The sequence below is a fragment of the Streptomyces noursei genome, from assembly GCF_016917755.1.
GTDB classification, from domain to species: domain Bacteria; phylum Actinomycetota; class Actinomycetes; order Streptomycetales; family Streptomycetaceae; genus Streptomyces; species Streptomyces yunnanensis.
In genome coordinates this window covers 3,880,040-3,903,007 of sequence record NZ_CP070326.1, presented here as the reverse complement: position 1 = coordinate 3,903,007, position 22,968 = coordinate 3,880,040, and the positions used below count along the sequence as shown (strand labels likewise).

At 72.1% G+C, this 22,968-nt stretch carries 16 protein-coding genes; 7 read left to right on the top strand and 9 right to left on the bottom strand.

From position 1 onward, the window contains the following. Window positions 1-2 precede the first annotated feature (2 nt). The 7 genes from JNO44_RS17170 (at window position 3) to JNO44_RS17140 (ending at window position 9,444) form a co-directional block, all read left to right on the top strand. A complete protein-coding gene (locus JNO44_RS17170) occupies window positions 3-1,256 on the top strand; it encodes a lanthionine synthetase LanC family protein (RefSeq protein WP_205365077.1) in 1,254 nt (417 codons plus the stop codon). After that, window positions 1,253-4,477, top strand: a complete 3,225-nt coding sequence (locus JNO44_RS17165; RefSeq protein ID WP_240167568.1) for a lantibiotic dehydratase — start codon at window positions 1,253-1,255, stop codon at window positions 4,475-4,477. Before JNO44_RS17170 ends, JNO44_RS17165 begins: the two co-directional genes overlap by 4 nt. Further along, complete coding sequence (locus tag JNO44_RS17160; RefSeq protein ID WP_205365075.1) at window positions 4,470-6,317, top strand: ABC transporter ATP-binding protein; 1,848 nt, start codon at window positions 4,470-4,472, stop codon at window positions 6,315-6,317. The genes JNO44_RS17165 and JNO44_RS17160 overlap by 8 nt, the downstream gene beginning before the upstream one ends. A gap of 23 nt (window positions 6,318-6,340) precedes the next feature. Further along, complete coding sequence (locus tag JNO44_RS17155) at window positions 6,341-7,333, top strand: LLM class flavin-dependent oxidoreductase (RefSeq protein WP_205365073.1); 993 nt, start codon at window positions 6,341-6,343, stop codon at window positions 7,331-7,333. A gap of 53 nt (window positions 7,334-7,386) precedes the next feature. Next, entirely contained in the window at window positions 7,387-7,788 is a 402-nt protein-coding gene (locus JNO44_RS17150; RefSeq protein WP_159030889.1) for a hypothetical protein, read from the top strand. Window positions 7,789-7,921: 133 nt separating this feature from the next. Next, window positions 7,922-8,599, top strand: a complete 678-nt coding sequence (locus JNO44_RS17145) for a response regulator (protein ID WP_205365071.1) — start codon at window positions 7,922-7,924, stop codon at window positions 8,597-8,599. A gap of 80 nt (window positions 8,600-8,679) precedes the next feature. Continuing rightward, the gene (locus JNO44_RS17140) at window positions 8,680-9,444 is read left to right on the top strand and encodes a class I SAM-dependent methyltransferase (protein ID WP_205365069.1); all 765 of its coding nucleotides are present in this window, start codon (window positions 8,680-8,682) and stop codon (window positions 9,442-9,444) included. On the opposite strand, the gene JNO44_RS17135 is transcribed toward JNO44_RS17140, so the two are convergent. The 9 genes from JNO44_RS17135 to JNO44_RS17095 form a co-directional block, all read right to left on the bottom strand. Beyond that, window positions 9,399-10,610 carry a sensor histidine kinase gene (locus JNO44_RS17135; RefSeq protein ID WP_205365068.1) on the bottom strand — a complete coding sequence of 404 codons (1,212 nt, stop codon included), beginning with the start codon at window positions 10,608-10,610 and terminating at the stop codon, window positions 9,399-9,401. The genes JNO44_RS17140 and JNO44_RS17135 overlap by 46 nt on opposite strands. A 545-nt stretch (window positions 10,611-11,155) precedes the next feature. After that, the gene (locus tag JNO44_RS17130; RefSeq protein ID WP_205365067.1) at window positions 11,156-12,538 is read right to left on the bottom strand and encodes a VanZ family protein; all 1,383 of its coding nucleotides are present in this window, start codon (window positions 12,536-12,538) and stop codon (window positions 11,156-11,158) included. Between the two features lie 76 nt (window positions 12,539-12,614). Beyond that, window positions 12,615-15,236: an ABC transporter permease gene (locus JNO44_RS17125; protein WP_205365066.1), complete on the bottom strand. Its 2,622-nt coding sequence runs from the start codon at window positions 15,234-15,236 to the stop codon at window positions 12,615-12,617. Window positions 15,237-15,296: 60 nt separating this feature from the next. Continuing rightward, window positions 15,297-16,085 (bottom strand): ABC transporter ATP-binding protein, encoded by a 789-nt coding sequence (locus tag JNO44_RS17120; protein WP_205365065.1) that lies wholly within the window; start codon window positions 16,083-16,085, stop codon window positions 15,297-15,299. A gap of 248 nt (window positions 16,086-16,333) precedes the next feature. Next, window positions 16,334-18,895 carry an ABC transporter permease gene (locus JNO44_RS17115; RefSeq protein WP_205365064.1) on the bottom strand — a complete coding sequence of 854 codons (2,562 nt, stop codon included), beginning with the start codon at window positions 18,893-18,895 and terminating at the stop codon, window positions 16,334-16,336. A 62-nt stretch (window positions 18,896-18,957) separates the two neighbouring features. Beyond that, the gene (locus JNO44_RS17110) at window positions 18,958-19,785 is read right to left on the bottom strand and encodes an ABC transporter ATP-binding protein (RefSeq protein WP_420882653.1); all 828 of its coding nucleotides are present in this window, start codon (window positions 19,783-19,785) and stop codon (window positions 18,958-18,960) included. 153 nt (window positions 19,786-19,938) lie between these two features. Beyond that, window positions 19,939-21,198 carry a sensor histidine kinase gene (locus JNO44_RS17105; RefSeq protein ID WP_205365062.1) on the bottom strand — a complete coding sequence of 420 codons (1,260 nt, stop codon included), beginning with the start codon at window positions 21,196-21,198 and terminating at the stop codon, window positions 19,939-19,941. Between the two features lie 5 nt (window positions 21,199-21,203). After that, on the bottom strand, window positions 21,204-21,905 hold the full coding sequence (gene cseB / locus JNO44_RS17100) for a two-component system response regulator CseB (RefSeq protein WP_205365061.1): 702 nt from the start codon (window positions 21,903-21,905) through the stop codon (window positions 21,204-21,206). 351 nt (window positions 21,906-22,256) lie between these two features. After that, window positions 22,257-22,955, bottom strand: coding sequence for a response regulator (locus JNO44_RS17095; RefSeq protein ID WP_205365059.1), 699 nt, complete (start codon window positions 22,953-22,955; stop codon window positions 22,257-22,259). Window positions 22,956-22,968: the final 13 nt, after the last annotated feature.

The window sequence follows — 22,968 nt, the reverse complement described above, 5'->3', positions numbered from 1 at the left end:
ACATGCACCCCAGCCCCCTTCTGCCGACCGGACTTGCCGCCCGCGCGAACGCCGTCGCGAGCGTGATCCGGGAACGACTCGACAGCCCCGCCGGCGCCGATGCGCACGCCGCCCGCGCCGCCGGGCAGAGCGAGGTGTCCTTCTGGAACGGCGCTTCCCTCAGCGAGGGGCATGCCGGGCTGGCGCTCCTCCACCTCCACGCAGCGCGTACCGCGGAGCGCGGCGCGGAAGGGGAGCGGTCGCGCGACCGGGCCTTCTCCTTCGTGCGCGCCGCCTTCGCCGCCACACAAGAGGATGCCCTCACGCACCCGGGGCTCTTCGACGGCACGGCCGGCCTCGCCTTCGCGCTGCGCGAGGTCGCGGCCGACGAGCCCCGTTTTCTGCCCAGCCTCGCCGCGCTGGACGAACAGCTGTCCCGGCAGGTCCTGGCCATGGAGCTGCCCCGCCGGCCCGGTGCCGTCGCCGCTCACCACTACGACCTCGTCTACGGGTGCGCGGGCGTCCTCGCCCACCTGTGCCACGTCCGCCCCGCGACCCCGCTCGTCGAGCAGGCGCTTCAGCGGTGCCTGCGGTACCTGTTGTGGGTCGGTGCCGATCAGCGGTGGGCCGTCGAGGGACGGCTCGACACCGGGATGTCCCACGGCGCAGCGGGTATCGCCGCCGCCCTGGCCACCGCCTGGCGGCACGGTCACCGGCTGCCCGGGCAACGCCTCGTCCTCGACCGGCTGGTGGCGTGGCTGCTGGAGGTCGGCAGCCGCGGAGGCCGGCAGCTCCAGTGGCCGCGGTCCGTCCCCGTGGCCCCGCACCCCGACGACGGGGACGAAGCCGTGCCCGCCTGGTGCCACGGGACCGGGGGAGTGGCCGCCGGGCTGCTCGCCGTCGCCGACGCGACCGGCGACCGGGCCCTGGAAGCCCGGGCGTTCGCCGCGCTGGACGGGCTGCTCGACCGGATCGCCGCCGGGGACGTGCCGCGCTCGCCCACCATGTGCCACGGCCTCGCCGGATGCGTCGCGCTCGCCCACGAGTTCGCCGCGCGGGGCAGCGAGGGCGCCGCGCGTGGACTCGCCCGGCTCGTGGCGGAGCTGCTCGATGCCGCCGAGCCCGAGCGGGCCCTGGTGTACCGCGACCGCGAGACCACCGGGCACGTCGTCGACAATCCCGGGCTCCTCACCGGCGCGGCCGGTGTCTCCCTCACCCTCCGTGCCGTAGCCACCGGCCGGAGGCCCAGTTGGTGGCGGGTGCTCTTTCTCCGATGAACGCAATCGACGCAATCGACGCAATCGACAAGGACCTGACCCGCCCCATGCCGCGGTACGAAGCCCTCGACTTCCCTCTCCTGCGGGCGCCTGCCCTGCCGGTCGAGGTCTGGCGGGAGACGCTCGCCGACCGCGACCCCGCCCGCACCCGCGCCCGGTTGCGCGCCATGGCCGACGACCCCCGCGTACGCCACGGGCTCGTCGCCGCCGGCAGCGGACTGCTCGACGGGCTGGCCAAGGTCGAGGCCGCACAGGGACGTGCGAGCGGCAAGGAGATGCGGCGCGTCCACTCCCGGGCCCTGCGCTACCTCACCCGCATGAGCACCCGCCCCACCCCCTTCGGGGCCTTCTCCGGCGTCGCACTCGGCTCCTTCGGCGAGACCACCACCGCCCGGCTCGGCGAGACCCCCCTCGTGTCCGCCCGGGTGCGGGCCGACATGGGATGGCTGCTCGCTCTGGTGAAGGACCTGGAGGGCGCGCCGGAGGTGCTCGGGCGGCTCAGCGTGTCCATGAACGCCATGGCGCACCGGGTGGGTGACCGGCTCGTCCTGCCTTCCTCGGATGTGCACGGCAACGCCGATCGGCGATCGGTGCGGGTACGGCACACCAGCCCGCTCAGCCACATCCGGCGCCTCGCCCCGGCCGCCGCGCCCGTCCCGTACGCCGAGGTGGTCGCCGAACTGACCGACCGGTTCCCGGCCGTCGGGCACGAGCGGATCTCCGCGTTCGTCGCCGAACTGGTCGGCCTCGGGCTGCTCGTCACCGACCTGCGGCCGCCCGTCACCGATCCCTGCCCGGAGGCGTACGTCCTGGCCCGGCTCACCGCCGCCGGGGTGGAGCACCCCGCCGTGGCCGGACTGCGCGAGGTCGTCGACCTGACCCGGACCGCCGTCCACGACGACACCGGCGCGCTCGACAGGCTGCGCCTGACCCAACGCACCCTCGTCCCCGCATACCGGCACCAGCCCTTCCAGGTCGACTCCGCCCTCGGCCTCGTCGATACGGCCCTCAACCGCCAGGTCGCCGACGAGGTCGCCGAGGCCGTCGGCTGCCTGGCCCGGCTGGGTCGGGCGGCGCCCGGCGGATACGACCACCTCGTGCCGTATCACGAGGCGTTCATGGAGCGGTACGGAAGCGACGCGCTCGTCCCCGTCCTCGAACTCCTCAGCGCCGAGCGCGGCCTCGACGCCCCCAACAGCTACCTCAATCCACCCCGCGCCATGGTCATGCACCAGACCGGCGGCGAAGGAGACCCGCGGACCGCGCGGGCCCTGGTCGCCCTGGCCTCCCAGGCGTGGCGGAGCGGAGCCGACGAGGTCGAGCTGAGCGACGAGGCGCTGCGCAGGCTCGTCCCCGCGGACGAGGGCGATACCCGGCGCGGGTGCCCCGGCGTCGACGCGTACGTCCAGATCGCCGCATCCAGTGCCCGTGCGATCGACGACGGCGACTGGCGCGCCGTGCTCAACAGCGACGGTCTCGGCGAGGGCGGACGCACCTTCGGACGGTTCTTCCACCTCCTCGGGCCCTCCGCCGCCGAACGCCTCCGCTCCTACGCCCGTGCCCGGGAAGCCCTGGAGCCCGACGTCGTGGTCGCCGAGCTGGCGTACCTGCCCGGCAACGGGCGCGGCGCCAACGTGGCGATCCGGCCCGCCGTCCACGGCTACGAGATCCCCGTCAACGTCGCGCCCTCCGCCGCCCCGGACCGGATCATCGACCTCTCCGACATCCATGTCGGCGCGACCGACGACGGCCTGCGGCTCTACTCGGCACGGCTCGGGCGCGAACTGGTGGTCGTCCAGAACCACATGCTCAGCCCGCTCGGCGCGCCCAACGTGTGCCGGTTCCTGCTGGAGGTTTCGCGCGCCAGGTATGCGATCCCCACCGGCTTCACCTGGGGCCCGGTCGAGGGAGCCCCTTACCTGCCGCGCGTCGTGCGGGGCCGGGTCGTCGTACGGGCCGCCGAGTGGAACCTCTACCCGGCCGGCGCGCAGGCCCCGCTGGACACCGCTCCTGTCCCCGTACCGCGCACCGCCGCGGAGTTGACGGAGTGGCGCCGCACCTGGGGCGTTCCCCGCCACGTCTACCTGGCCGACGACGACAACCGGCTGCTCCTGGACCTCGACCACCCGGCCTGCGCGGACGAGCTGTTGACCGATCTGCGGGCGGCCGACGAGCGGGTCACGCTCCAGGAGGCGCTGCCGGATCCCGACAGGACCTGGCTGCGCGACAGCGCCGGACGCGGGCACCTCGCCGAGGTCGTCATTCCGCTCCTGGCGGCGCCCGCCGGCACCGAGGCCGCGCCGCCACCGGATACGGCGTCGGCCCGCGCGGCCGCGGCGGAGGGGATACGACGCAAGGCCCGTCCCGCCGCCCACCCCAGCCATCTGCCCGGCTCCGAGTGGTCGTACCTCAAGCTGTACGCCGCCCGTGACCTGCACGACGAGATCGCCGCGGTCGAACTGGCCGGACTCGCCCAGGAGATACGGGACGCGGGCGCCGACGTCGACCGGTGGTTCTACATCCGGTACGCCGACCCCGATGCGCATCTGCGCATCAGGACCCGTACACCGGCCGGCGGCACGTCCGCCCTGGAACCGCTCCTGGACTGGGGGCGCTCCCTCGTCCGGCGGGGGATCGCCGAGCGTCTGGAGGTCGCCACGTACCACCCCGAGGTGAGCCGGTACGGCGGTCCCGCCGTGTACGACCACATCGAGGAGTTCTTCGCGGCGAACAGCGCCGTCTCCGTCCAACTGCTCGGTCTCCTCTGGGACAAGGAGCCCGGACTCACCGCCGAAGCGGTCACCCTGGCGGCCGTCGACGCGCTGTACGCCCAGTGGGGTCTCGACGTCCGCGAGCGTCTCGCCGCCATGCCCCGGCCCGCCGAGGACAAGGGAGCCCGCGAGCAGTACAAGAAGGACCGCGACTATCTGTGCGAGCTGCTCGCCCCCTGGGACCGCCGCCCGCACCTGCGGGGCCGCGCCCACCACGAGCGCCTCGCCCCGGTTCTCGCCGGCCAGGCCGACGCCGTCCGCCGGGCCTCGCGGGCCGTCGCGGACGCGGAGGCGGCCGGAACGCTGTGGGGCACCCGGGACGCCGTCCTGGCCAGCCTCGCGCACATGCAGGTGAACCGGCTGCTGCCCATGGACCGCCCCGCCGAGGACCGCTGCTACCTGGTCTGGGGGCACGTCCTGAACTGCCTGCGGGGGAGGCCCCGTGACTGATCAGGAAGCCAGGGACCAGGCCGTGCCCGAGGAGCACCGGCGCCTCTCCCGGGACCTGCGCTACTGGTGGCTCGTCCTGCGCACGTTCTGGGGACTCAGCCCCCTGAGGGTCTCCGCGCTCGCCGTGGCCACGGTACTCACCGCCGCCGTGCCGGCCACCGGAATCTGGCTGACCGCCGGGGCCGTGCAGGCCGTCGTCGACGCCCTCGCGCGGGTGCCGGACGCCATGGACCGGCTCACCTGGGCCGCGGCCGGTCTCGTCGCGGTCGCGGTGGCGGAGCACGTCCTGACGTCGTTCTCGCAGTACCTGAACTCCCTGCTCCAGTTGGAGTTCACGGCCAAGATCGGTGAGCGGGTCATGGTCAAGGGCACCCGCATGGACCTCAGCGCCTACGAGGACCCCGAGGCGTACGACCGGCTGCAGCGCGCGCTGCGGGAGAGCGGCAGCGGCACCGCCTTCGAGGTGTTCGAGGAGATGATGCGCACGCTCACCGCGCTGGCATCACTGGTGATGGTCAGCTGGGTGCTGTTCTCCTGGAACGTCTGGATCGCCCTGGCCATCCTGCTGGCGCCGTTGCCCGCGCTCGCCGCGCACGTGGTGTTCAGCAAGCAGGGCTACGCGATCGAGTACCACCGTGCGCAGGACCGGCGCCGTGCCTTCTACTACCAGGACCTGACGACGACGGACGCCTCCTACAAGGAAGTGAAGCTGTACCAGCTCGGCCCCCACCTCGTGGGCCGCTACCGGTCGCTCGTGCAGGAGTTCTTCCGCGTCGACCGGGCGCTGGCACGCCGCCGGCACGGCTGGTCGGCGGCGCTCGGCCTGGTCAGCGTGGGCTGCTCGGCGGGCGCGCTGGTCTTCGCCCTCAGATCCACCGCGGACAACGGCCGGATCGGCGAGCTCGCCGGGTACCTGCAGGCGCTGGGTGCGGTGCACGCGGCGGCCACCGGGCTGCTTCTCGGCGTGGCCACCCTGTACCAGAACACGCTGTTCACGGGGAACCTCTTCGACTATCTGACGCTGCCCGACGGGCGCATCACGGGCGGCACCCGGCCCTTCCCCCGGCGCCTGACGCACGGCATCGAGTTCCAGGACGTCACCTTCCGCTACCCCGGCACCACGACCACCGCCCTCGACCGGTTCAGTTGCTTCATCCCCGCCGACACCTGCTGCGCGATCGTCGGCGCGAACGGCGCGGGCAAGAGCACCATCGTCAAACTGCTCTCCCGCCTCTACGAGCCGACCAGCGGCCGCATCCTCGTCGACGGCGTGCCCCTGGAGGAGTACGACACCGACGACCTCCAGCGGAACATCGGCGTCGTCTTCCAGGACTTCATCCGCTACGAGATGCCCGTCCGGCACAACATCGGCTTCGGCCGCCTCGAACACCTCGACGACGACGCCCGCCTCCGCGCGGCGGCCGGGTCCAGCGGCGCCGCCGAGTTCATCGACCGCCTCACGGACACCTACGACACCACACTGGGACGGCACTTCGAGGGCGGCCACCAGCTGTCCGGCGGCCAGTGGCAGAAGATCGCCCTGGCGCGGGCCTTCCTGCGGGACGCGCCGATCGCGATCCTCGACGAGCCGACCGCCGCGATCGACGCCGAGGCCGAGGCCGACATCTTCGGCCGGCTGCGCACGATCTGCTCCCGGGCGACGTCCCTGGTGATCTCCCACCGGTTCTCCACCGTCCGCATCGCCGACAAGATCCTGGTCGTGGAGGGCGGTTCGCTCATCGAAGAGGGCACCCACGAGGAACTGCTCGCACACGGCGGGACGTACGCCCACCTCTTCCGGCTCCAGGCCGACGCCTACCTGCCGGGAGCCTCCGCATGACCGCCGCCGCACAGGAAGCACCCATGACCCGAACACCCCCGCTGTCCCTCATGTACCCGCTCATGGCGTACGACCTGGACCACCTCACCGCCTTCGGCGAAGTCGTCCGGGAGCTGTCCCTGGAGCGGCTCTACATGGGGCAGTCGGTGCTGGTCGACACCCACCATGCCTTCGCGCACCTCGCCGGGCGCGGCATCCGCGTGCCGGTCGGCACCAGCGTGGCCCTGACGGCTCTGCGCCACCCGCTGGACGCGGCGATACAGGCCAGGTCGCTGGCCCTGCTGACCGGCGCCGACGTCGTCGCCGGCTACAGCACGGGCGACCCGGCGTTCGTGACGGCGCTGCGCGGCGCACCGTACGACAGTCCGCGCACCGCCGTCGCCGAGTACCTGACCGTCGTGCGACGGCTCCTGGACGGCGAGTTGGTGGACTTCCAGGGGCGCTATGTGCGCGTGGACGAGGGGCTCCCCCAGGTCCCCCACCCTCCCGTCTCGCTCGGTGTCGGCGTGCTGCGGCCGCGCATGGCGTACACGGCGGGCCAGGTCGCCGACGTGGCGATCACCCTGCTGACGCCGGCCACCTACCTCAGGGACCGGATCGTGCCTGCGCTCGCGCGCGGCGCCGCCTCCCGGGACAGGGCGGTCCCCGGGGTGACGTCGATCGTGCCGTGCGCGGTGCGCAGACCCGGCCGGGACCCGCGCCGGCTCGCGTTCGCGGCGCACGAGCTGCACCTGGGCGGTGAGCACTACGCGGCGATGCTCCGCTCGGCGGGCCTCGGCGTGGACGCGGCCGACCCGTGGGCCGGGGCCGGCGCACTGGTCGAGGGCGGGGTCTTCGCCTACGGCACCCCTGACGAGCTGGCGGACCGGCTCACCGGTTACGGTGAGGCGGGGGCCACGGAGATCGCGCTGAGCTGTGCGGGGGTCCTGCTGACCGAAGGGCTCGACGCCGCGCTGGCCGACGTGCGGGCCATCGTGGGGGCGATGCAGGACCGGGCCGTGCCCCCGGGCCGATGAGGGCCCCGGGTTTTGAACGAGAGCCATCCCAAGTTGAGTTGAGGGGCAATCACATGCTTCTGGAATTCGTCCTGTTTTCCCTGATGGACACGGTGTTCTGGATAGGCGGCAAGAGTCTTGACAGGGCACGTTCAGCGCGTCGCATTGCCGCCTTTCGGCGCGGTGAAAGGATCACGCTGCGCTGCCGGTTCCGAATTCGGGCACAAGGCCCCGCCATGCATCGCGGGAGAATCGTGGTGAGCGCGTCCGGGGTCGTCCTGGACGGGCCCGGCCCAAGAGCGCTGGCGCTTTCCGGTCCGGCCGCCGCGGCGACCGGCGGCGGGCGCTTCGGAACGGCCCTGGACTGCACCGTGACGGCCGAGGACGGCTCCGCGAAGAAGATCGAACTGCTCGTCTCCACGTGGGACGCGAAGCTGGTGGAGCTCATCACGGAGCACCTCTCCGAGCCCGTCTGATCCGCTCCGCGATATCACGTCGAAAACGATGTCCATCGCGCTCCCTTTCCGGCCCCCGCGCTCTCGAATCCCTTGTCTGTTGGTACCTTGAACGAGGTTTGACCGATTAGGGCTGCTCTGACGGGGGGCGTGGATGATCCGGGTGATGATCGTCGACGATGAAATTCTGCTGCGGTCGTGCATGCAGCGCATTCTGGAGAGCGAAGCGGACATCGAAGTGCCGGTCGCCTGCGATGGGCGGGAGGTCCGCGAGGCCGTGGCGGCCCACCGGCCCGACGTGGTCCTGCTCGACCTGCGCATGCCGGAGGTCGACGGACTCACCGCCCTCGAATGGATCCGGGCCCACCAGGACCCGCCCGCGGTCGCCGTCCTCACGACGTTCCTGCGGGACGAGGACATCGCGGCCGCGCTGCGCTCAGGTGCGGCAGGCTTCCTGCTGAAGGACGCGACACCGCAGGAACTCGCCGACGCGGTCCGGGTGTTGGCCTCGGGCGGAACCGTGCTCTCCCCGGCCGCAGCACGCATCGTCGTCGACGGCTACCTCGGCGCCGGTCCGCGCCACGGCGAGCGGGACCCGCGCCTGGACACGCTCACCGAGCGGGAGCAGCAGGTGCTCGAACTGCTGGGGGAGGGCCTGACCAACGCGGACATCGGGCGCCGGCTGCTGCTGAGCGCGTCGACGGCAAAGGAGCACGTCAGCTCGATCCTGACGAAACTGGGGCTGGCCAATCGCGTCCAGGCCGCCGTGGCGGCACACCGCGCCGCCGCGGAAGGCCACCTGCGTCCGTCGGCCCTGGCCGAGACCCGCTGAACGCCCGAACGGCGGCGGGCCGGCCTCCGAACTCTTCCCCCCCCCCGCCCGTCCACCCCGCCGTTTGGAGTTGAACCACCATGGCCCTCGGCAACGCGCTCTACGACCAGAAGCTGGCGAGCGTCTACGACCGCATGTATCCGATCGACCACGACACCGCCCAGGCGGTCGAGTTCGTCGCCGGCCGTACACCGCCCGACGGGCGCATCCTGGAACTGGGCGTCGGCACCGGCCGGATCGCCGTCCCGCTCGCCGGGCGCGGCTTCCGGGTGCACGGCATCGACGGCTCCGAGGCCATGCTGGACGAACTGCACAGGCAGAACCCGCAGACCGCGGTGACCACCCAGTTCGGTGACTTCACCGAGGAAGGCACCGGCGGTGTCTTCGACACCGTGACCCTGCTGCTGAACACCTTCTTCGTCGCGATCACGAAGGAACAGCAGCTCGGCACTTTGCGGCTGGTCCGCCAACAGCTCGCGCCCGAGGGCCGGTTCGTCCTGGAGGCGTTCGACCCGGCGCCGTACCACCACCTGGAGAAGCCGGACTTCTCGATGCGCCACCTCGACGAGCAGGCCGTCATGCTGGACACGCTCGCCGTGGACCGCTCGCAACAGCTCATGCTCTCGACGCACACCATCATCGACGGCGGAGCCCCGGCCACCCGTGAGCACGTACTGCGCTACGCCTTCCCCTTCGAGATCGATCTGCTGGCCGAGCTGTCCGGGCTGCGGCTCGTCGAGCGCACGGAGGACTGGTGCGGCACCCCGTACACCTCCGCCAGCCTGCGGCACGTGTCGGTCTACGAGCGGGACCCCGACTCGCCCTGGGCGGCGGTCGCGGGCTGATGGCCCGACGCCGGCCCCGACGCGACGGGAGCGGCAGTCCCGAGCGGCAACTCGGCACGTACCACGAACCCGCCGTCCGCAGTGGCCTCCGCCCGGAACGCGCCGCCGACGAGAGTGACGCGTTCCCTCAACCCCGCGAGGCCGTAGCCGCTCGCGGGCACGTCGAGCACGGGGGCGACCGGCGGAGGTGTCCGGGGTGCCGGCTGGTTACGGACCTCGACGACGAGCGTGTCGCCCCGGGCCGAGGGGCGTACGGAGGCGGCGACCGGGGCACCGGGAGCGTGCTTGCGGACGTTGGTGAGCGCCTCCTGGACCGTTCGGTAGGCGGCTCGTTCCACGGAGGGGGCGAGGGTGTGGGTCTCCAGAGCACCACAGTCGAGCGTCGCGTCCAAGCGGGCTTCCGCCACCAGGGTCGGCACGTTGCCGAGCCGGGCGTCCGTCCCGTCCGCCCGGCTCGGCCCGTGCCGCAGAACCCCGACGATCTCCCGCAGCTCCGCCATGGCGTCGGCGCTGTGACGGCGTATGGACTCGGCATCCCGCCGGACGGTGTCGTCGGGGGCGGTCGCCCACAGGGCGCCGGACTGCGCGGCGATGATGCCTAGGTGGTACGAAACGCTGTCGTGCATCTCGCGGGCCATACGGGTGCGCTCCTCCGCCACGGCCCGCTCGGCTTCCAGGCGGCGGCCGTGCGCCTGGGAGGCGATCAGGTCCGCGAGCCTGGCCCGCAGCTCGGAGCGGGTGCGAAAGAGCAGCCCGAGCCCGGCGGGGCCGACGCTGAACATGAGAGCCACCTCGACCACGAACAGATGGTGGCTCCAGTCCACCGCCCCGCCGTCGAGGTCGTACCCGGACCACATGGTCGCCGCGAACAGCGCGGCCGTCGCGACGCCGACGACGGCACGGCGGGCGGTCCTGGACGCCACCGTGAACATGGCGATCATGGGAGCCAGCCACAGATGGCCGGTGGCCATGGAAGGCAAGGTGGCGAACAACACGGCCACCGGGAAGCGGCGGCGCAGCACCAGCGCGAACAGCGACGGCGGGCACACGAGCGCCGAGAGGGCGTCGAGCGCATCGTAGAGAGTCAGCAGCTCCGCGGCGGCCGCCGCGATGACCACCCCGTCGACAACGAGCGCGGCCCGGCGGGAACCCCCATCCCCCCACACCCCCTCACCACGAAAACGAAAGAAGGCTCCGCCCCGGAACCAGTCTCCGCCCCGGAACCAGGACCTGCCCCCGAACCAGGACCTGCCCCGGAAGAAGGCTCTGCCACGCAAGAACGACCTGCGCCCGGTAGTGCTCATTGGTGCTCCCCGTTTTCACGGGCCAAAGACATCCGGATCCACGGATTCTCGGTTGCGATGCCCCGCCCATGCCCATGCCCGCGGCCGACTGAAGAGCCGGGACGGTCCCGGGAACCCCCGAGAATCTTCCACCCCGCATTCTAGAAGATTGCGAAAATCCCTCAGATTCCGGCCTTACCCGCCCCGATCCGCAACCGAACCGTCGCACGCAGCCGCGAAGACCGCCGGCACCTACCCAGCGGGCTGCGCGGAAGAAGGACGGTCGGGGCCGGGGGGACGGCGCGGCGACCCGACCCGACCTGACTCGGCCGACCCGGGATTCCGGTCCGTGCGGAGCTGCCGCCGGGGCAGGCTCCGCACGGCTGCGGGCGTCGTCACGCCGCCCACAGTGCGCCGGAAGCGTCTGCTCACGTGCCCCTCACGGGTGGGACGGTGGCCGGTTCCGGCGATTCCGTCCTCGTCACGCCGTGCTCACAGGCTGGGGTGGGTTGCAGGGGCAGAGATGGCCACCAGATCGTCTGGGGGCCGTCGGATGGTGCCATCGGCCATGACACGTGTGGATCGGCTGGGTTGGGCGGCGTGGGCGGTGTGGCTGGTGTGGGCGGTGTGGCCGGGGTACGGGCTCGGGTGTGGGGGAGGGCGTGGTTGCGGATGCCGGAGCGGGTTTCGTGCGGGCCCAGGCCCTGCGGGTGGCGGCGGACGGATTTCACGTATGCGGCGATCAGGGTCAGGCAGGCGGCTGGGGGCAGCAGCAGGACGAACGCTGACGCCGGGTCTGCCGAGAGGGTTCGATGGACGACCTCGTCGGCGATCTCGATCAGCAGGGAGGGGTCTGCGGCGATGGCGAGGACCGCGCCCGCGGCGAGGCATGCGAGCACGAGGGGAGGACTCAGCACCAGGGCCCGCAGTGCGAGCCTGGCGGGGCTCGGCCGTCCGCCGTCCGGCGTGACCAGTCGTAGCAGCAGTACGTGTTTGCCCGGTGTCGCGCCCGTCAGCCATGGGATGACGACGAACCAGAGTGCGAAGGCCAACGGCGGCGCGCACAGCAGTGTGCCCTCGCCGAGTTCGCGGTACGTGAGGGCCCCGATCAGCCAGCTCAGTAGGGTGACGCCCGTCGTATCCAGGATGAGTGCGACGAGGCGGCGGCCGAAGGGGACCTTGCCGGAGGCGAGAGCCCGGTCGTCGAGGGTGTCCAGCTCGGGCAGTGCGCGGGCGAGCGGTCCGGCGACGGCCCAGCCGAGGGCGGCGCCCGCTGTGTTGGCGATGAGGTCGTCGACGTCGAAGAGGCGGTAGGGGCAGGCGTAGAGGCCCCAGAGCCCGGTGTACTGGGTCAGTTCGAAGATGAGTGAGGTGGTGAACCCGGCTGCCGTGGCGGCGGTGAGGCCGCGCCGGAAGTGGATCCGTACGAAGACCCCGAGCGGCAGCAGCAGGAGCACGTTGAACGTGTTCGACCAGAAGGCGGGGTTGTGCAGTACCAGTGCGTCGAGGGTGGCGTGGTGGTGCGCCTCCTTCCAGATGTCGGTGAGGGCGACGCCCGGTGTGAGCTGGGGGTGGGCGAAGGCCGGATACGCCTTGCAGACGTCCACCGAGGGTTTGGGCAGGGGCACGATCGTCATGCAGAAGGCGGTGAGTGCGTAGTACACGCCGCCGTACAGCGACAGTGCTCGCCAGCGGGTCAGCACGCCGTGCCGCCGGTAGAGGACGATCGCCGTCGGCACGAACATCAGCAGGGCCAGTGCGGGGAAGAGCAGTGCGGCCGTACGGATCGGCAGCAGGTACGTCGAGTTCATGTTTTCTCGGTCGGTGTCGTCTCTGCGGCGCGGGCATGTGCGGGCATGTGCGGGTAAGCCATGGCGTTCGCGGGTCCTAGTGCGCCTGGATCGCCCGGAGCATGTTCAGCCGTGCGGCTCTGCGGGCCGGCCAGATGGCCGCGAGCACTCCGATCAGCAGGGCCAGCGCGAGGAAGAGCCCGAGCTTGGCCCAGGGCAGGACCGTCTCGTACAGCGGCATCGACGCCGTTGTCAGACTGCCCGCGGCCCAGGCCAGGAAGGTGCCCGTGCCGATCCCGAGCAGGGCGCCGAAGAGGGAGATGACCACCGATTCGAGCCGGACCATCTGCCTGATCCCGGAGCGGTCCAGGCCGATGGCCCGCAGCATCCCGATCTCCCGGGTGCGCTCGAAGACCGACATGGCGAGGGTGTTGACGACGCCGAGCACCGCGATGACGACGGCCATGGCGAGCAGCCCGTACAGCATGTTGAGGACGGTCGTCATGGATCCGCTGCCGGCCTTGATGAGCTGTTCCCGGGTCTGGACCTTCAGCAGCGGGCTGTTGCCGAGCGCCTGGCGGATCTTCTGCTCCAGTCCTGCGGCCTTGCCGGGCTCGGCCTTGACCAGGACGTTGTCGAGCTTGTGGGTTTCGGCGGAGGGGAGGACGTCGGCCACGGCGCCCAGCGCGTCGTACGCGGCGCGGGTCTTGGCGTAGACGGCGACAACCGTCAGCTTCTTCTTGTTGTTCTTGTTGTTCTTCGTGTTCGGCGTGCCCCCGCCGGTGTGCATGTCGGCGTCGATCGTGTCGCCGACATGCAGTCCGGCCTGCCGTGCGAACTGGTCGGAGACCGCGATCCTCCCTGGGCCGACGTCACGCAGCGAGCCGGCCTGGAATGTGAGGTCCGCTGCCCTGCCGAACGTCTTCGGGTCCGTGCCCGTGATCGTGGCGAAGACGCCCTGGGCGTCGAAGTTTGCGGAGGCGACGGGGGCGGCCGCCGCGACGCCCGGCAGTTCGGCGATGTCGTCGGCCGCGGCGGTTTCGAGGCCGCGGTAGGCGCTGTTGGAGACCTTGTAGTCGGCGGCCAGGCCCTGGGTCGCTTCCTCGTCGAGGGCCCGCTGCGTGGAGTACCCGCCGACGGCGAGGCCGGTGATCAGGGTGAGGCCGATCATCAGGGCCGAGGAGGTCGCGGCGGTGCGCCGCGGGTTGCGCAGGGCGTTCTCCTTGGCCAGCTTGCCGCTGACGCCGAAGCGCGCGGTGACCTTGCCGGCCAGGGTGATCAGCGGGCGGGAGAGCAGCGGGGCCAGGACGATCATGCCGCAGAGGGTGAGGGCGCCGCCGAGCATGGCGGTCATCAGGTTCGTCTCCTTGCTGGTCCTCAGCGTGGAGACGTACAGCATGACCGCGACACCGAGTCCGGTCAGGAGTGTGCCGAGGACGGTGCGGACCTTCAGGGAGCGGGCGGGCGGGGCCAGGCCGGCGCTGCTGAGCACCGCGACCGGCGCGATCTTCGCGGCCCTGCGGGACGGTAGCCAGGCGGCCAGGACGGTCACGGCGACGCCGACCGCCAGCGATGCCAGCGGAGCGGTGGGCGAGACGACCAGGGGGCCGTCGGGCAACTCGGCGCCGCCGGTGCTGAGCAGGGGGTGCAGGGCGGTGGCGATGCCGAGGCCGAGCGCGAATCCGGCGGCGGAGGCGCCGAGTCCGACGAGGGCGGCCTCGATGAGGACGGAGCGGACGACCTGGCGGCGCGAGGCACCCACGGCCCGCAGCAGGGCGATCTCACGGCTGCGCTGGGCGATCAGCATGGTGAAGGTGTTGACGATGATGAACACCCCGACGAACAGCGCGATGCCCGCGAAGCCCAGCAGCGCCTTCGTCAGCCGCGTGGTGTTCTCGGCGATCTGCCGGGACTGTTCGGCGGCCAGGTCGGCGCCGCTGGTGGCCCGGGCGCCCTTGGCGGGAAGCAGGGACTGCACCTGGGCGGTCAGCGCGCGCTCGTCGGCGCCGGGCTTGGCCGCCACCGCTATCGCGTCGAACCGGCCGGGGGCGAGGAACAGCTTCTGCGCGGTCGTGGTGTCGAACAGCGTCAGCGTGCCGCCCGCGGTGACGCGCGGGTCGTCGGTGGTGACGATGCCGACCAGCTTCTTGGTCAGCGCGGGTCCGTCGGTGGCGAAGCGGACGGTGTCACCGACGCGGTAGCCGGCCTTCTCGGCGGTCGTGGCGTCCAGGGCCAGCTCACCCTCGGCGGCGGGGGCGCGGCCTTCCTTCAGCGGGAAGCGGCTGTCCTTGCCGTCCTTGCCGGGCAGGTAGTTGGTGGCCAGGTTCTGCCAGCTGCTGTCGGCGTTGACCGGGCGGCCGTCCTTGCCGGCCAGTGTGGCCTGGCCGTTGACGGTGGGGCGCACCGAGTCGACGCCCGGCAGCGCGCGGATCTTCTGTGCCAGCGCGGCGTCGAGGGCAGAGGGGCGCCCGCCGTCCTTGCCGGCGGCGGTGCCGGCGCCGGGGGACACCGGTGCCTCGTCGCCGGCGGACTCCCCCGCCTGGACGGCGACGGCGACGCCCTTGAGGCTCTGGGTGGAGGCGTTGCGGAAGGCGTTCGCGGTGGTGTCGCCGAAGACGAGGGTGCCGGAGACGAACGCGACGCCGAGCAGGACCGCGAGCGCGGTCATCATCAATCGGGCTTTGTGCGCAAGGACGTTGCGCAGGGCGGTACGCAGCATGGTGGTGTCAGTCCTGGAGGTACGCGGCGGAAAGTCGGAGTCGTGCGGCGGAGGAACGCGTCAGCACGTCCGGCCGGTGGTCTCGAAGCGCCGCATCCGGTCGAGTACGTCTTCGGCGGTGGGGGCGGGCAACTCGTCGATGAGGCGTCCGTCGGCGAGGAAGACGACGCGGTCGGCGTAGGCGGCGGCCACCGGGTCGTGGGTGACCATGACGATGGTCTGGCCCAGTTCGCGTACGGAGTCCCTGAGGAAGCCCAGGACTTCGGCTCCCGAGCGGGAGTCGAGGTTGCCGGTCGGCTCGTCCGCGAAGATGATCTCCGGCCGGCTCGCCAGCGCGCGGGCCACGGCGACCCGCTGCTGCTGTCCGCCGGAGAGTTGTGAGGGGCGGTGCCGGAGCCGTTCGGCCAGGCCGACGGTCCCTACGACCAGGTCCAGCCAGTCCTGGTCGGGCGTGCGGCCGGCGATGTCCATCGGCAGCGTGATGTTCTCGATGGCGTTCAGTGTGGGCAGGAGGTTGAACGCCTGGAATATGAAGCCGATCTTGTCCCGGCGGAGCCTGGTGAGCTGCCGGTCGCCCAGGCGGGAGAGCTCGGTGTCACCGATCCGGGCGGAGCCCGCGGAGATGGTGTCGAGCCCCGCCATGCAGTGCATCAGGGTCGATTTGCCCGAGCCGGACGGGCCCATGATCGCGGTGAACCGGCCGCGCCCGAACTCCACGGAGACCGAGTCGAGGGCCACGACGCGGGTCTCGCCCGCGCCGTAGATCTTGCTCAGTCCGGTGGCGTACGCGGCGGCCCCGGCGGGGGCCGGGGCCTGGGGGACTGCGGTGGTGCTGGCTGCCTGCGGCATGGGGACTCCGGGGGCTGAGGGAAGGGTGCTCGACTCGCTTCCATCGTGGTCGCGCAGGCGGCCGGATCCGTCGCCCTCAGGTCGTGAATCGGCGGCCTGCCGAAGGTCGGAGACACCGGGCGCGACTCTGCCTTGCGGAAGACCGCGCCTCTGCCCAAAGACAGACCCCGGCTCCCGGGCCGCGCCGTCGCCCGTCGGGCAGGTGGGCGGTCAAGCCCAGGCGGCGGCGCGGCGGGTCGGGCCGTGCGTTACGCCTCCGCGACAGCTTCCAGCGGGCTCAGGGCGGCTGCCCGGCGGGCCGGGACGGCGGCCGCGGTCGCGCCGATCGCGAGGGAGGCCAGGCACACCAGGAGCAGCGTTCCCCAGGGCAGCGCCAGGGAGTACTGCTCCACCGCGCCGTTGGCCAGCGAGCCGACCGCCCAGGCGCCCAACAGCCCGGCCGTCAGGCCGAGGAGGGTGCCGAACGCGGCGACGGTCACCGCTTCCAGCCGGATCATCCGGCGGACGCCGGCGCGGTCCATGCCGAGGGCGCGCAGGGCGCCGATCTCGCGGGTGCGTTCGGTGACCGACATGGCCAGGGTGTTCACGATGCCGAGTGCGGCGATCACGACGCCGATGGCGAGCAGCCCGTACGTCAGGGTGAGCAGATCGCCCACGGTGCCGGCGGCCTCGCGGACGAGTTCCTCGCGGTCCTGCACTTTCAGCAGCGGGTTGTTGCCCACCGCGGTGCGCAGCCGTCCCTCGGTGGTCTTCGAGAGCGCGCCGCTGTCGGCGCGGACGAGGATCCGCTGGACGGAGCCGGGCTTGAAGGTGTTCCGCTGCACTTCGGCGCGGGCGCCCAGCGCGTCGTGGGCGACGGGGTTGTCCTTGTAGACGCCCACGACGGTGTACTGCTTGAAGCCCTGGCTCCGGCCCAGGCCGGCGTTGAGTCTGTCCCCTGCGCGCAGGCCGTGCTCGCGGGCGAGGGTGCTGGAGACGGCGATCCGGCCGGGCCGAAGATCCGCCAGGGAGCCGCTGACGAAGTCGAGCTTCATGACGTCGTTCACGGTGCGGGGGTCGATGCCGGAGATCTGCCGGACACCGCCGCCGGTGAACAGGGTGGAGTCCGTGACGGCGGTCGCGGTCCGCACCCCGGAGGTGCCGGCCACCCGCTGCACGGCGGCAGGGTCGATGCCGGTGGTGGGGGTGCGGGTGCTGATCACGTAGTCGGCGCCGAGACCGGCCGCGGCCTGGCGGTCGAGGGCCCGGCCGGTGGAGTTGCCGATGACGGCGAGCCCGGTGACCAGTGCGGTGCTGATCAGCAGGGTGGCGGCGGTGGCCGCGGTGCGCCGCGGGTCGCGCAGCGCGTTCCGCTGCGCGAGCCGGCCGGTGATCCCGAAGCGGCCGGTCAGTCGTCCGATCAGCCGGATCACCGGGACGGCGAGCAACGGCGCCAGCACGATCAGGGCGACGACGAGGGCACCGCAGCCGAGCATCGCGCTGCGCAGGTTCTCCTCGGACGCGTCCTTCGCGCCGGTGAGGGAGATCAGCAGGCCGGTGCTCAGGACGAGGAGGGCCAGGCCCACGAGGGCGCGGATGCGGGACCGGCTGGTGGGTGGCTGCTGGGCCGTGCGCAGCGCCTCGATGGGCGCGATCCTGGCCGCCTTGCGGGACGGCAGCCAGGCGGCGAGCACGGTGATGCCCACGCCCACGCCGAGCGCCGCCATGACGGGGCGCGGGCCGACCACCAGGGGGCCGCGGGGCAGGGTGTTCCCGCCGGTGCTCAGGACGTCGGGCAGTACGGAGGCGATGCCGAGGCCGAGCAGGAAGCCGGCTGCCGATGCGGCGAGGCCGACCAGGAAGGCTTCGGCGAGGACGGAGCGGACCACCTGACGGCGCGAGGCGCCGATCGCCCGCAGCAGCGCGATCTCGCGGGTGCGCCGGGTGACGAGCATGGTGAAGGTGTTGATGATGAGGAACGAGCCGATGAACAGCGAGACTCCGGCGAAGACCATCGGCATCTTCGCGTATCCCCGGGTCAGGGTGTCGACGAGGAGGGCCTGCTGGTCGGCCTGGGCGGTGCCGGTGGTGGCCTCGGCGCGGTCGGCCGGCAGCACGTCGGTGACCCGCCGGGAGAGCTCGGACGGGGCGGTGCCGGGTGCGGCGGACAGATCGATGCCGGTGTAGTGGCCCGGGGACGCGAACAGCTTCTGGGCGGTCGCCTTGTCGAACAGGGCGAGGGTGCCGCCGGTGGTCACCCGGGTTTCGGTGGTGGTGACGATGCCGACGAGCCGCTTGGTCATGACCGGGCCGTCGGTGGCCAGCGTGACCGTGTCGCCGATGCCGAAGCGGCCGGCGGTGGCGGCGCCGCTGTCCACGGCGAGTTCGTCCGCGCTTTTCGGGGCGCGGCCCTCGACCAGCGGATAGCGGCTGTCGTTGCCGTCCTTGCCCGGTACGTAGGCGGCGGCGAGGTTCGCCCATGCCTTGCCGGCCCGCAGCGGGGTGCCGTCCGCCGCGTTCAGGACGGCCGAGCCGTCGGCCGACGGTCGCACGGCGGCGACACCGGGTACGTCGGCGAGTTTCCGCGCGAGCGCGTCGTCGAGCACGCTGGTGCGCTGGGTCGGTGCAGCCCCTGGCGGGGGCTCCTTCGCCGTCACGCTGACCGCGATGTCTGCGAAGTTCTTCGACGCGGCGGCGCGGTAGGCCGCGGCGGAGGAGTCCGCGAAGACGAGGGTGCCGCAGACGAACGCGACACCCAGACAGACCGCGAGGACGGTCATGACCAGACGGGCCTTGTGCGCCAGGACGTTGCGCAGGGCTGTTCTCAGCATGGGCAGCTTTCGGGAACGTAGGAGGGGCGGGGAGCGACGGGAAGGTGCGGCGCGGGCGCGGGTCAGCTGGTGCGTGAGCGGGCGTCGGAGTTCTCCGTGCCGACGTTCTTCGTGCCGACGTTCTTCGTGTCGAAGTTCTTCATGACGTCGAGGACCCGGTCCGGAGTGGGGTGCGCCATCTCGTCGACCATCCGGCCGTCGGAGAGGAAGACCACGCGGTCGGCGAAGCCGGCGGCGACGGGGTCGTGGGTGACCATCACCACGGTCTGGCCCAGTTCGCGTACCGAGTCGCGCAGGAAGCCGAGGATCTCGGTCCCGGCGCGGGAGTCGAGGTTGCCGGTGGGCTCGTCACCGAAGATGATCGCGGGGCGTGCGGCCAGGGCACGGGCGACCGCGACGCGCTGCTGCTGTCCACCGGACAGCTGTGCGGGCCGGTGGTCGAGGCGCTGGGAGAGGCCGACCATGGAGACCACGCGGTCCAGCCACTGCTGGTCGGGCCGGCGTCCGGCGATGGTCAGCGGCAGCGTGATGTTCTCCAGCGCGGTCAGCGTCGGCAGCAGGTTGAACGCCTGGAAGATGAAGCCGATCCGGTCGCGACGCAGCTGGGTGAGCTGCCGGTCGCCCAGCGTGCTCAGTTCGGTGGTGCCGATACGGACGTTGCCGGAGGTGGGGGTGTCGAGTCCGGCGGTGCAGTGCATCAGGGTGGACTTGCCGCAGCCGGAGGGGCCCATGATCGCGGTGAACTCGCCCTCGCGGAAGTCGATGCTGACCTGGTCGAGGGCCACGACCCGGGTGTCACCGCTGCCGTAGACCTTCGACAGGTCGGTGGTGGCGGCCGCGATCCCGGGCCTCGTGCGCAGCGTGTGTGGGGCAAGGGGGGCGGCGGTCACAGGAGGACTCCTCTTCGGGTGCGGAAAGGTGCACTTCGAAGGGTGTCGAGGGAACGTATCGGCGCCTGGGCTGCCGTGTATCGGCGTGCGCGCCGCTTCGTAGCGGTTCTGTAGGCCCGCAGCGGTTCTGTAGGGATTGCGGGTGCCGGGCGGTCAGGTCGGCAGGCGCAGGGTAGCGACGGCGCCGCCGTCCGGGGCGTTGTCCAGGCGCAGTTCGGCACCGAGCAGCCGGGCCTGTCCCAGGGCGATGGTCAGGCCCAGGCCATGACCCGAGCCGCGCTCCGCCGCACCCGTGTGGAAGCGGCGCGGGCCGTGGAGCAGTAGGGCCGAGGGAAAGCCGGCACCGTGGTCGCGTACGACGACCGTCCGGCCCTCGACGGTGACCCGCACCGGGGCGTCTCCGTGCCGGTGCGCGTTGACGACGAGGTTGCTGACGATCCGCTCCAGGCGTCGCGGGTCGGTCTCCACGGTCTGCGCGGTGTCCGCCTCGGCAACGGTGACCTCGGTGTCGAAGCCGGTGCGCGCCACGGCTTCCGCGACGACCGCGCCGAGCGGGACATGGGCGCGGATGGGCTGTTCGGCGCCCGCGTCCAGTCGGGAGATCTCCAGCAGGTCCTCGACCAGGCCGCGCAGATCGCGTACGCGGGCCCGGAGCAGATCCTCCGTCTCACCGGGTGGCAGCAGGTCGGCGGCGGCCAGCAGACCGCCGACGGGGGTGCGCAGTTCATGGGCCACGTCCGCGGTGAACTGCCGCTCGGTGCGCAGCCGTTGGCCGAGACTGTCGGCCATGAGGTCGACGGTGGCGGCGATGTCGGCCACCTCGTCGCGTCCCTTGGTGGGCCCGGTGCGTGCGTCGAGGTCCCCGGTGGAGATCCGGCCCGCGGTCTCGGAGACCCGCCGCAGCCTGCGGGCGACCAGCCCGGCCCCGTAGACGGCCAGGGGCGTGGCCGCCGCGAGCGTGACCAGCGAGGCCACCGCCATGGTCACATCGAGTTGGCGCAGGGTGTGGACGTCGTTGCTCATGTTGACCTGGACGGCGAGCACCGGGCTGCCCGGGCCGCCGGTGCGCTGGGCGGCCCACATGGTCGGTCCCACGTTGGAGTCCGCATGGACGCGCCCGTCGTAGGCCGTGTGCCGCTTGCCGTCGGCCGGGTCGCGCAGGACGGCGGGCAGGTCGGCCGGATCGAGCTCGGCACCGTCCGCCAGCGTTCCGGTACGCCGGTAGACGTCCATGGCCGAGTAGACACCGTTGAAGACCTGCGCTTCGGCCCGGAAGCGGATGTCGCGCGCGGTCCACAGGTGCACCAGCACGCCCACCGCGGCGACGACCAGGCAGGCGGTGACCGCGGCCAGCGCGGCGATCTTCCAGCGCAGGGACCCGAGGTCCGGCCGCAGCCGGTGGAACGGGCGCACCGGCCTCAGCGCCTGAACTTGTAGCCGAACCCGCGGACCGTCTCGATCCGGTCCCGGCCCAGCTTCCTGCGCAGCCGCTGCACACACAGGTCCACGACCCGGCTGTCGCCGTCCCAGCCGTACTCCCAGACGTCGCGCAGCAGCGTGTGGCGCTCCAGCACGACGCCCGGGTGGGCGGCGAACTCCAGGAGCAGCTTCAGCTCGGTCGGGGTCAGTGCCACCGGGCTTCCGGAGACGAACACCTCCAGGCCGCCGGTGTCGATGGTCAGGTCCCCGAAGACCAGCGTCGCCCCCTCGGACCGCGCCGGTCCCTCGCCCCCGGGGTGCTCGGGGGCGAGGCCCGGGGCGGGCGCGTAGGCCGCCCGCCGCAGCAGCGAGCGGATGCGTGCCACGAGCACGGAGGTCTCCACGGGTTTGACCACGTAGTCGTCCGCTCCGGCCTCCAGACCGGCGACGACATCGAGTCCGTCCCCGCGGGCGGACATCATCAAAACGGGGACCAGACTGGTCTCCCGGACTCTGCGGCACAGGCCGATCCCGTCCAGACCGGGCAGCATCACGTCCAGAATCAGCAGGTCGAAGTCCTCGTCCCGGAAGAGCTCAAGCCCCGTGAGGCCGTCGGCCGCGGCCTGCATCTCGTAGCCGTAGCGCTCCAGGGCGACGGTGAAGGACCGGCGCATCAGCTCGTCGTCTTCCACCAGCAACACGCGAACAGGGCGCGAAGAGGCCCCAGCCGGGGCAGACGAGGACACGGGCAGAAAACTCCTGTCGGAGGGGTCCGGATGAGACACCGATCCCGGCTGCACGCACAGCCGGAGACCTGAAACGAACGATACGGCAGACAGCGGGCGCGGCGACTGCGGCGCAGAGGGGCACACAGCGCCTTCCCCGCGGCCTCTTCCCTCCGCGAATCCCCAGGTCAGACAGGGTAGAACCGGTCCAGACAGCCGGCGGGGCCACGGCACTCCAACCTCCTGTAGCCCCCTTCGCCATGGGCCGGCGCGGTGATTCGATGGACAATCAAGCGCTCCCTGATACCCACCGGATACACGTCCCGCTCAGCCCATCAGACCCGCCTGGTGGGCGAGCAGTGCCGCCTGGACCCGGCTGTTCGAGTCGGTCTTGTCCAGGATCGATCGGACGTGTGACTTGACCGTCCCCACGCCGATGCCCAGCCGTTTGCTGATCTCCAGGTTGGACAGGCCCTCGCCCAGCATGGTCAGGACCTCGCGTTCGCGGGCCGTCAGGCTCGCCAGCCGCTGGTCCGGTCCGGTGATCACGGCACTGGCCGCGCCGCCGCGCAGCATCCGCTGGATGACGGTCCCGGTGACTCCGGGCGAGAGGACCGCGTCCCCGGCGGCGGCCGACCGTACGGCGCTGATCAGCTCCTGCGGGCCCTCGTCCTTGAGCAGGAAGCCGGTGGCGCCGGCCGCCAGGGCCCGCAGGACGTTCTCCTCGTCGCCGAAGGTGGTGAGCATGACGACCTGCGGGGCGGGGTCGAGCGCACACAGCCGGTCGATGGCGGCGAGCCCGTCGAGTACCGGCATCCGGATGTCGAGCAGCACCACGTCGGGCCGGTGCTCGGCGGCAAGCTGAACAGCCTCGGCTCCGTTGGCGGCTTCGCCGACCACGTCGATGCCCTCCGCGTGCCGGAGGATCAGCCGGACGCCGTGCCGGATCATCTGCTCGTCGTCGGCGAGCAGCACCCGGATCGCGGAGCCGGCCGCGGAGGCGGTGGAGTCGGCCTGGTCAGTCATGTGTCCTGCTCCC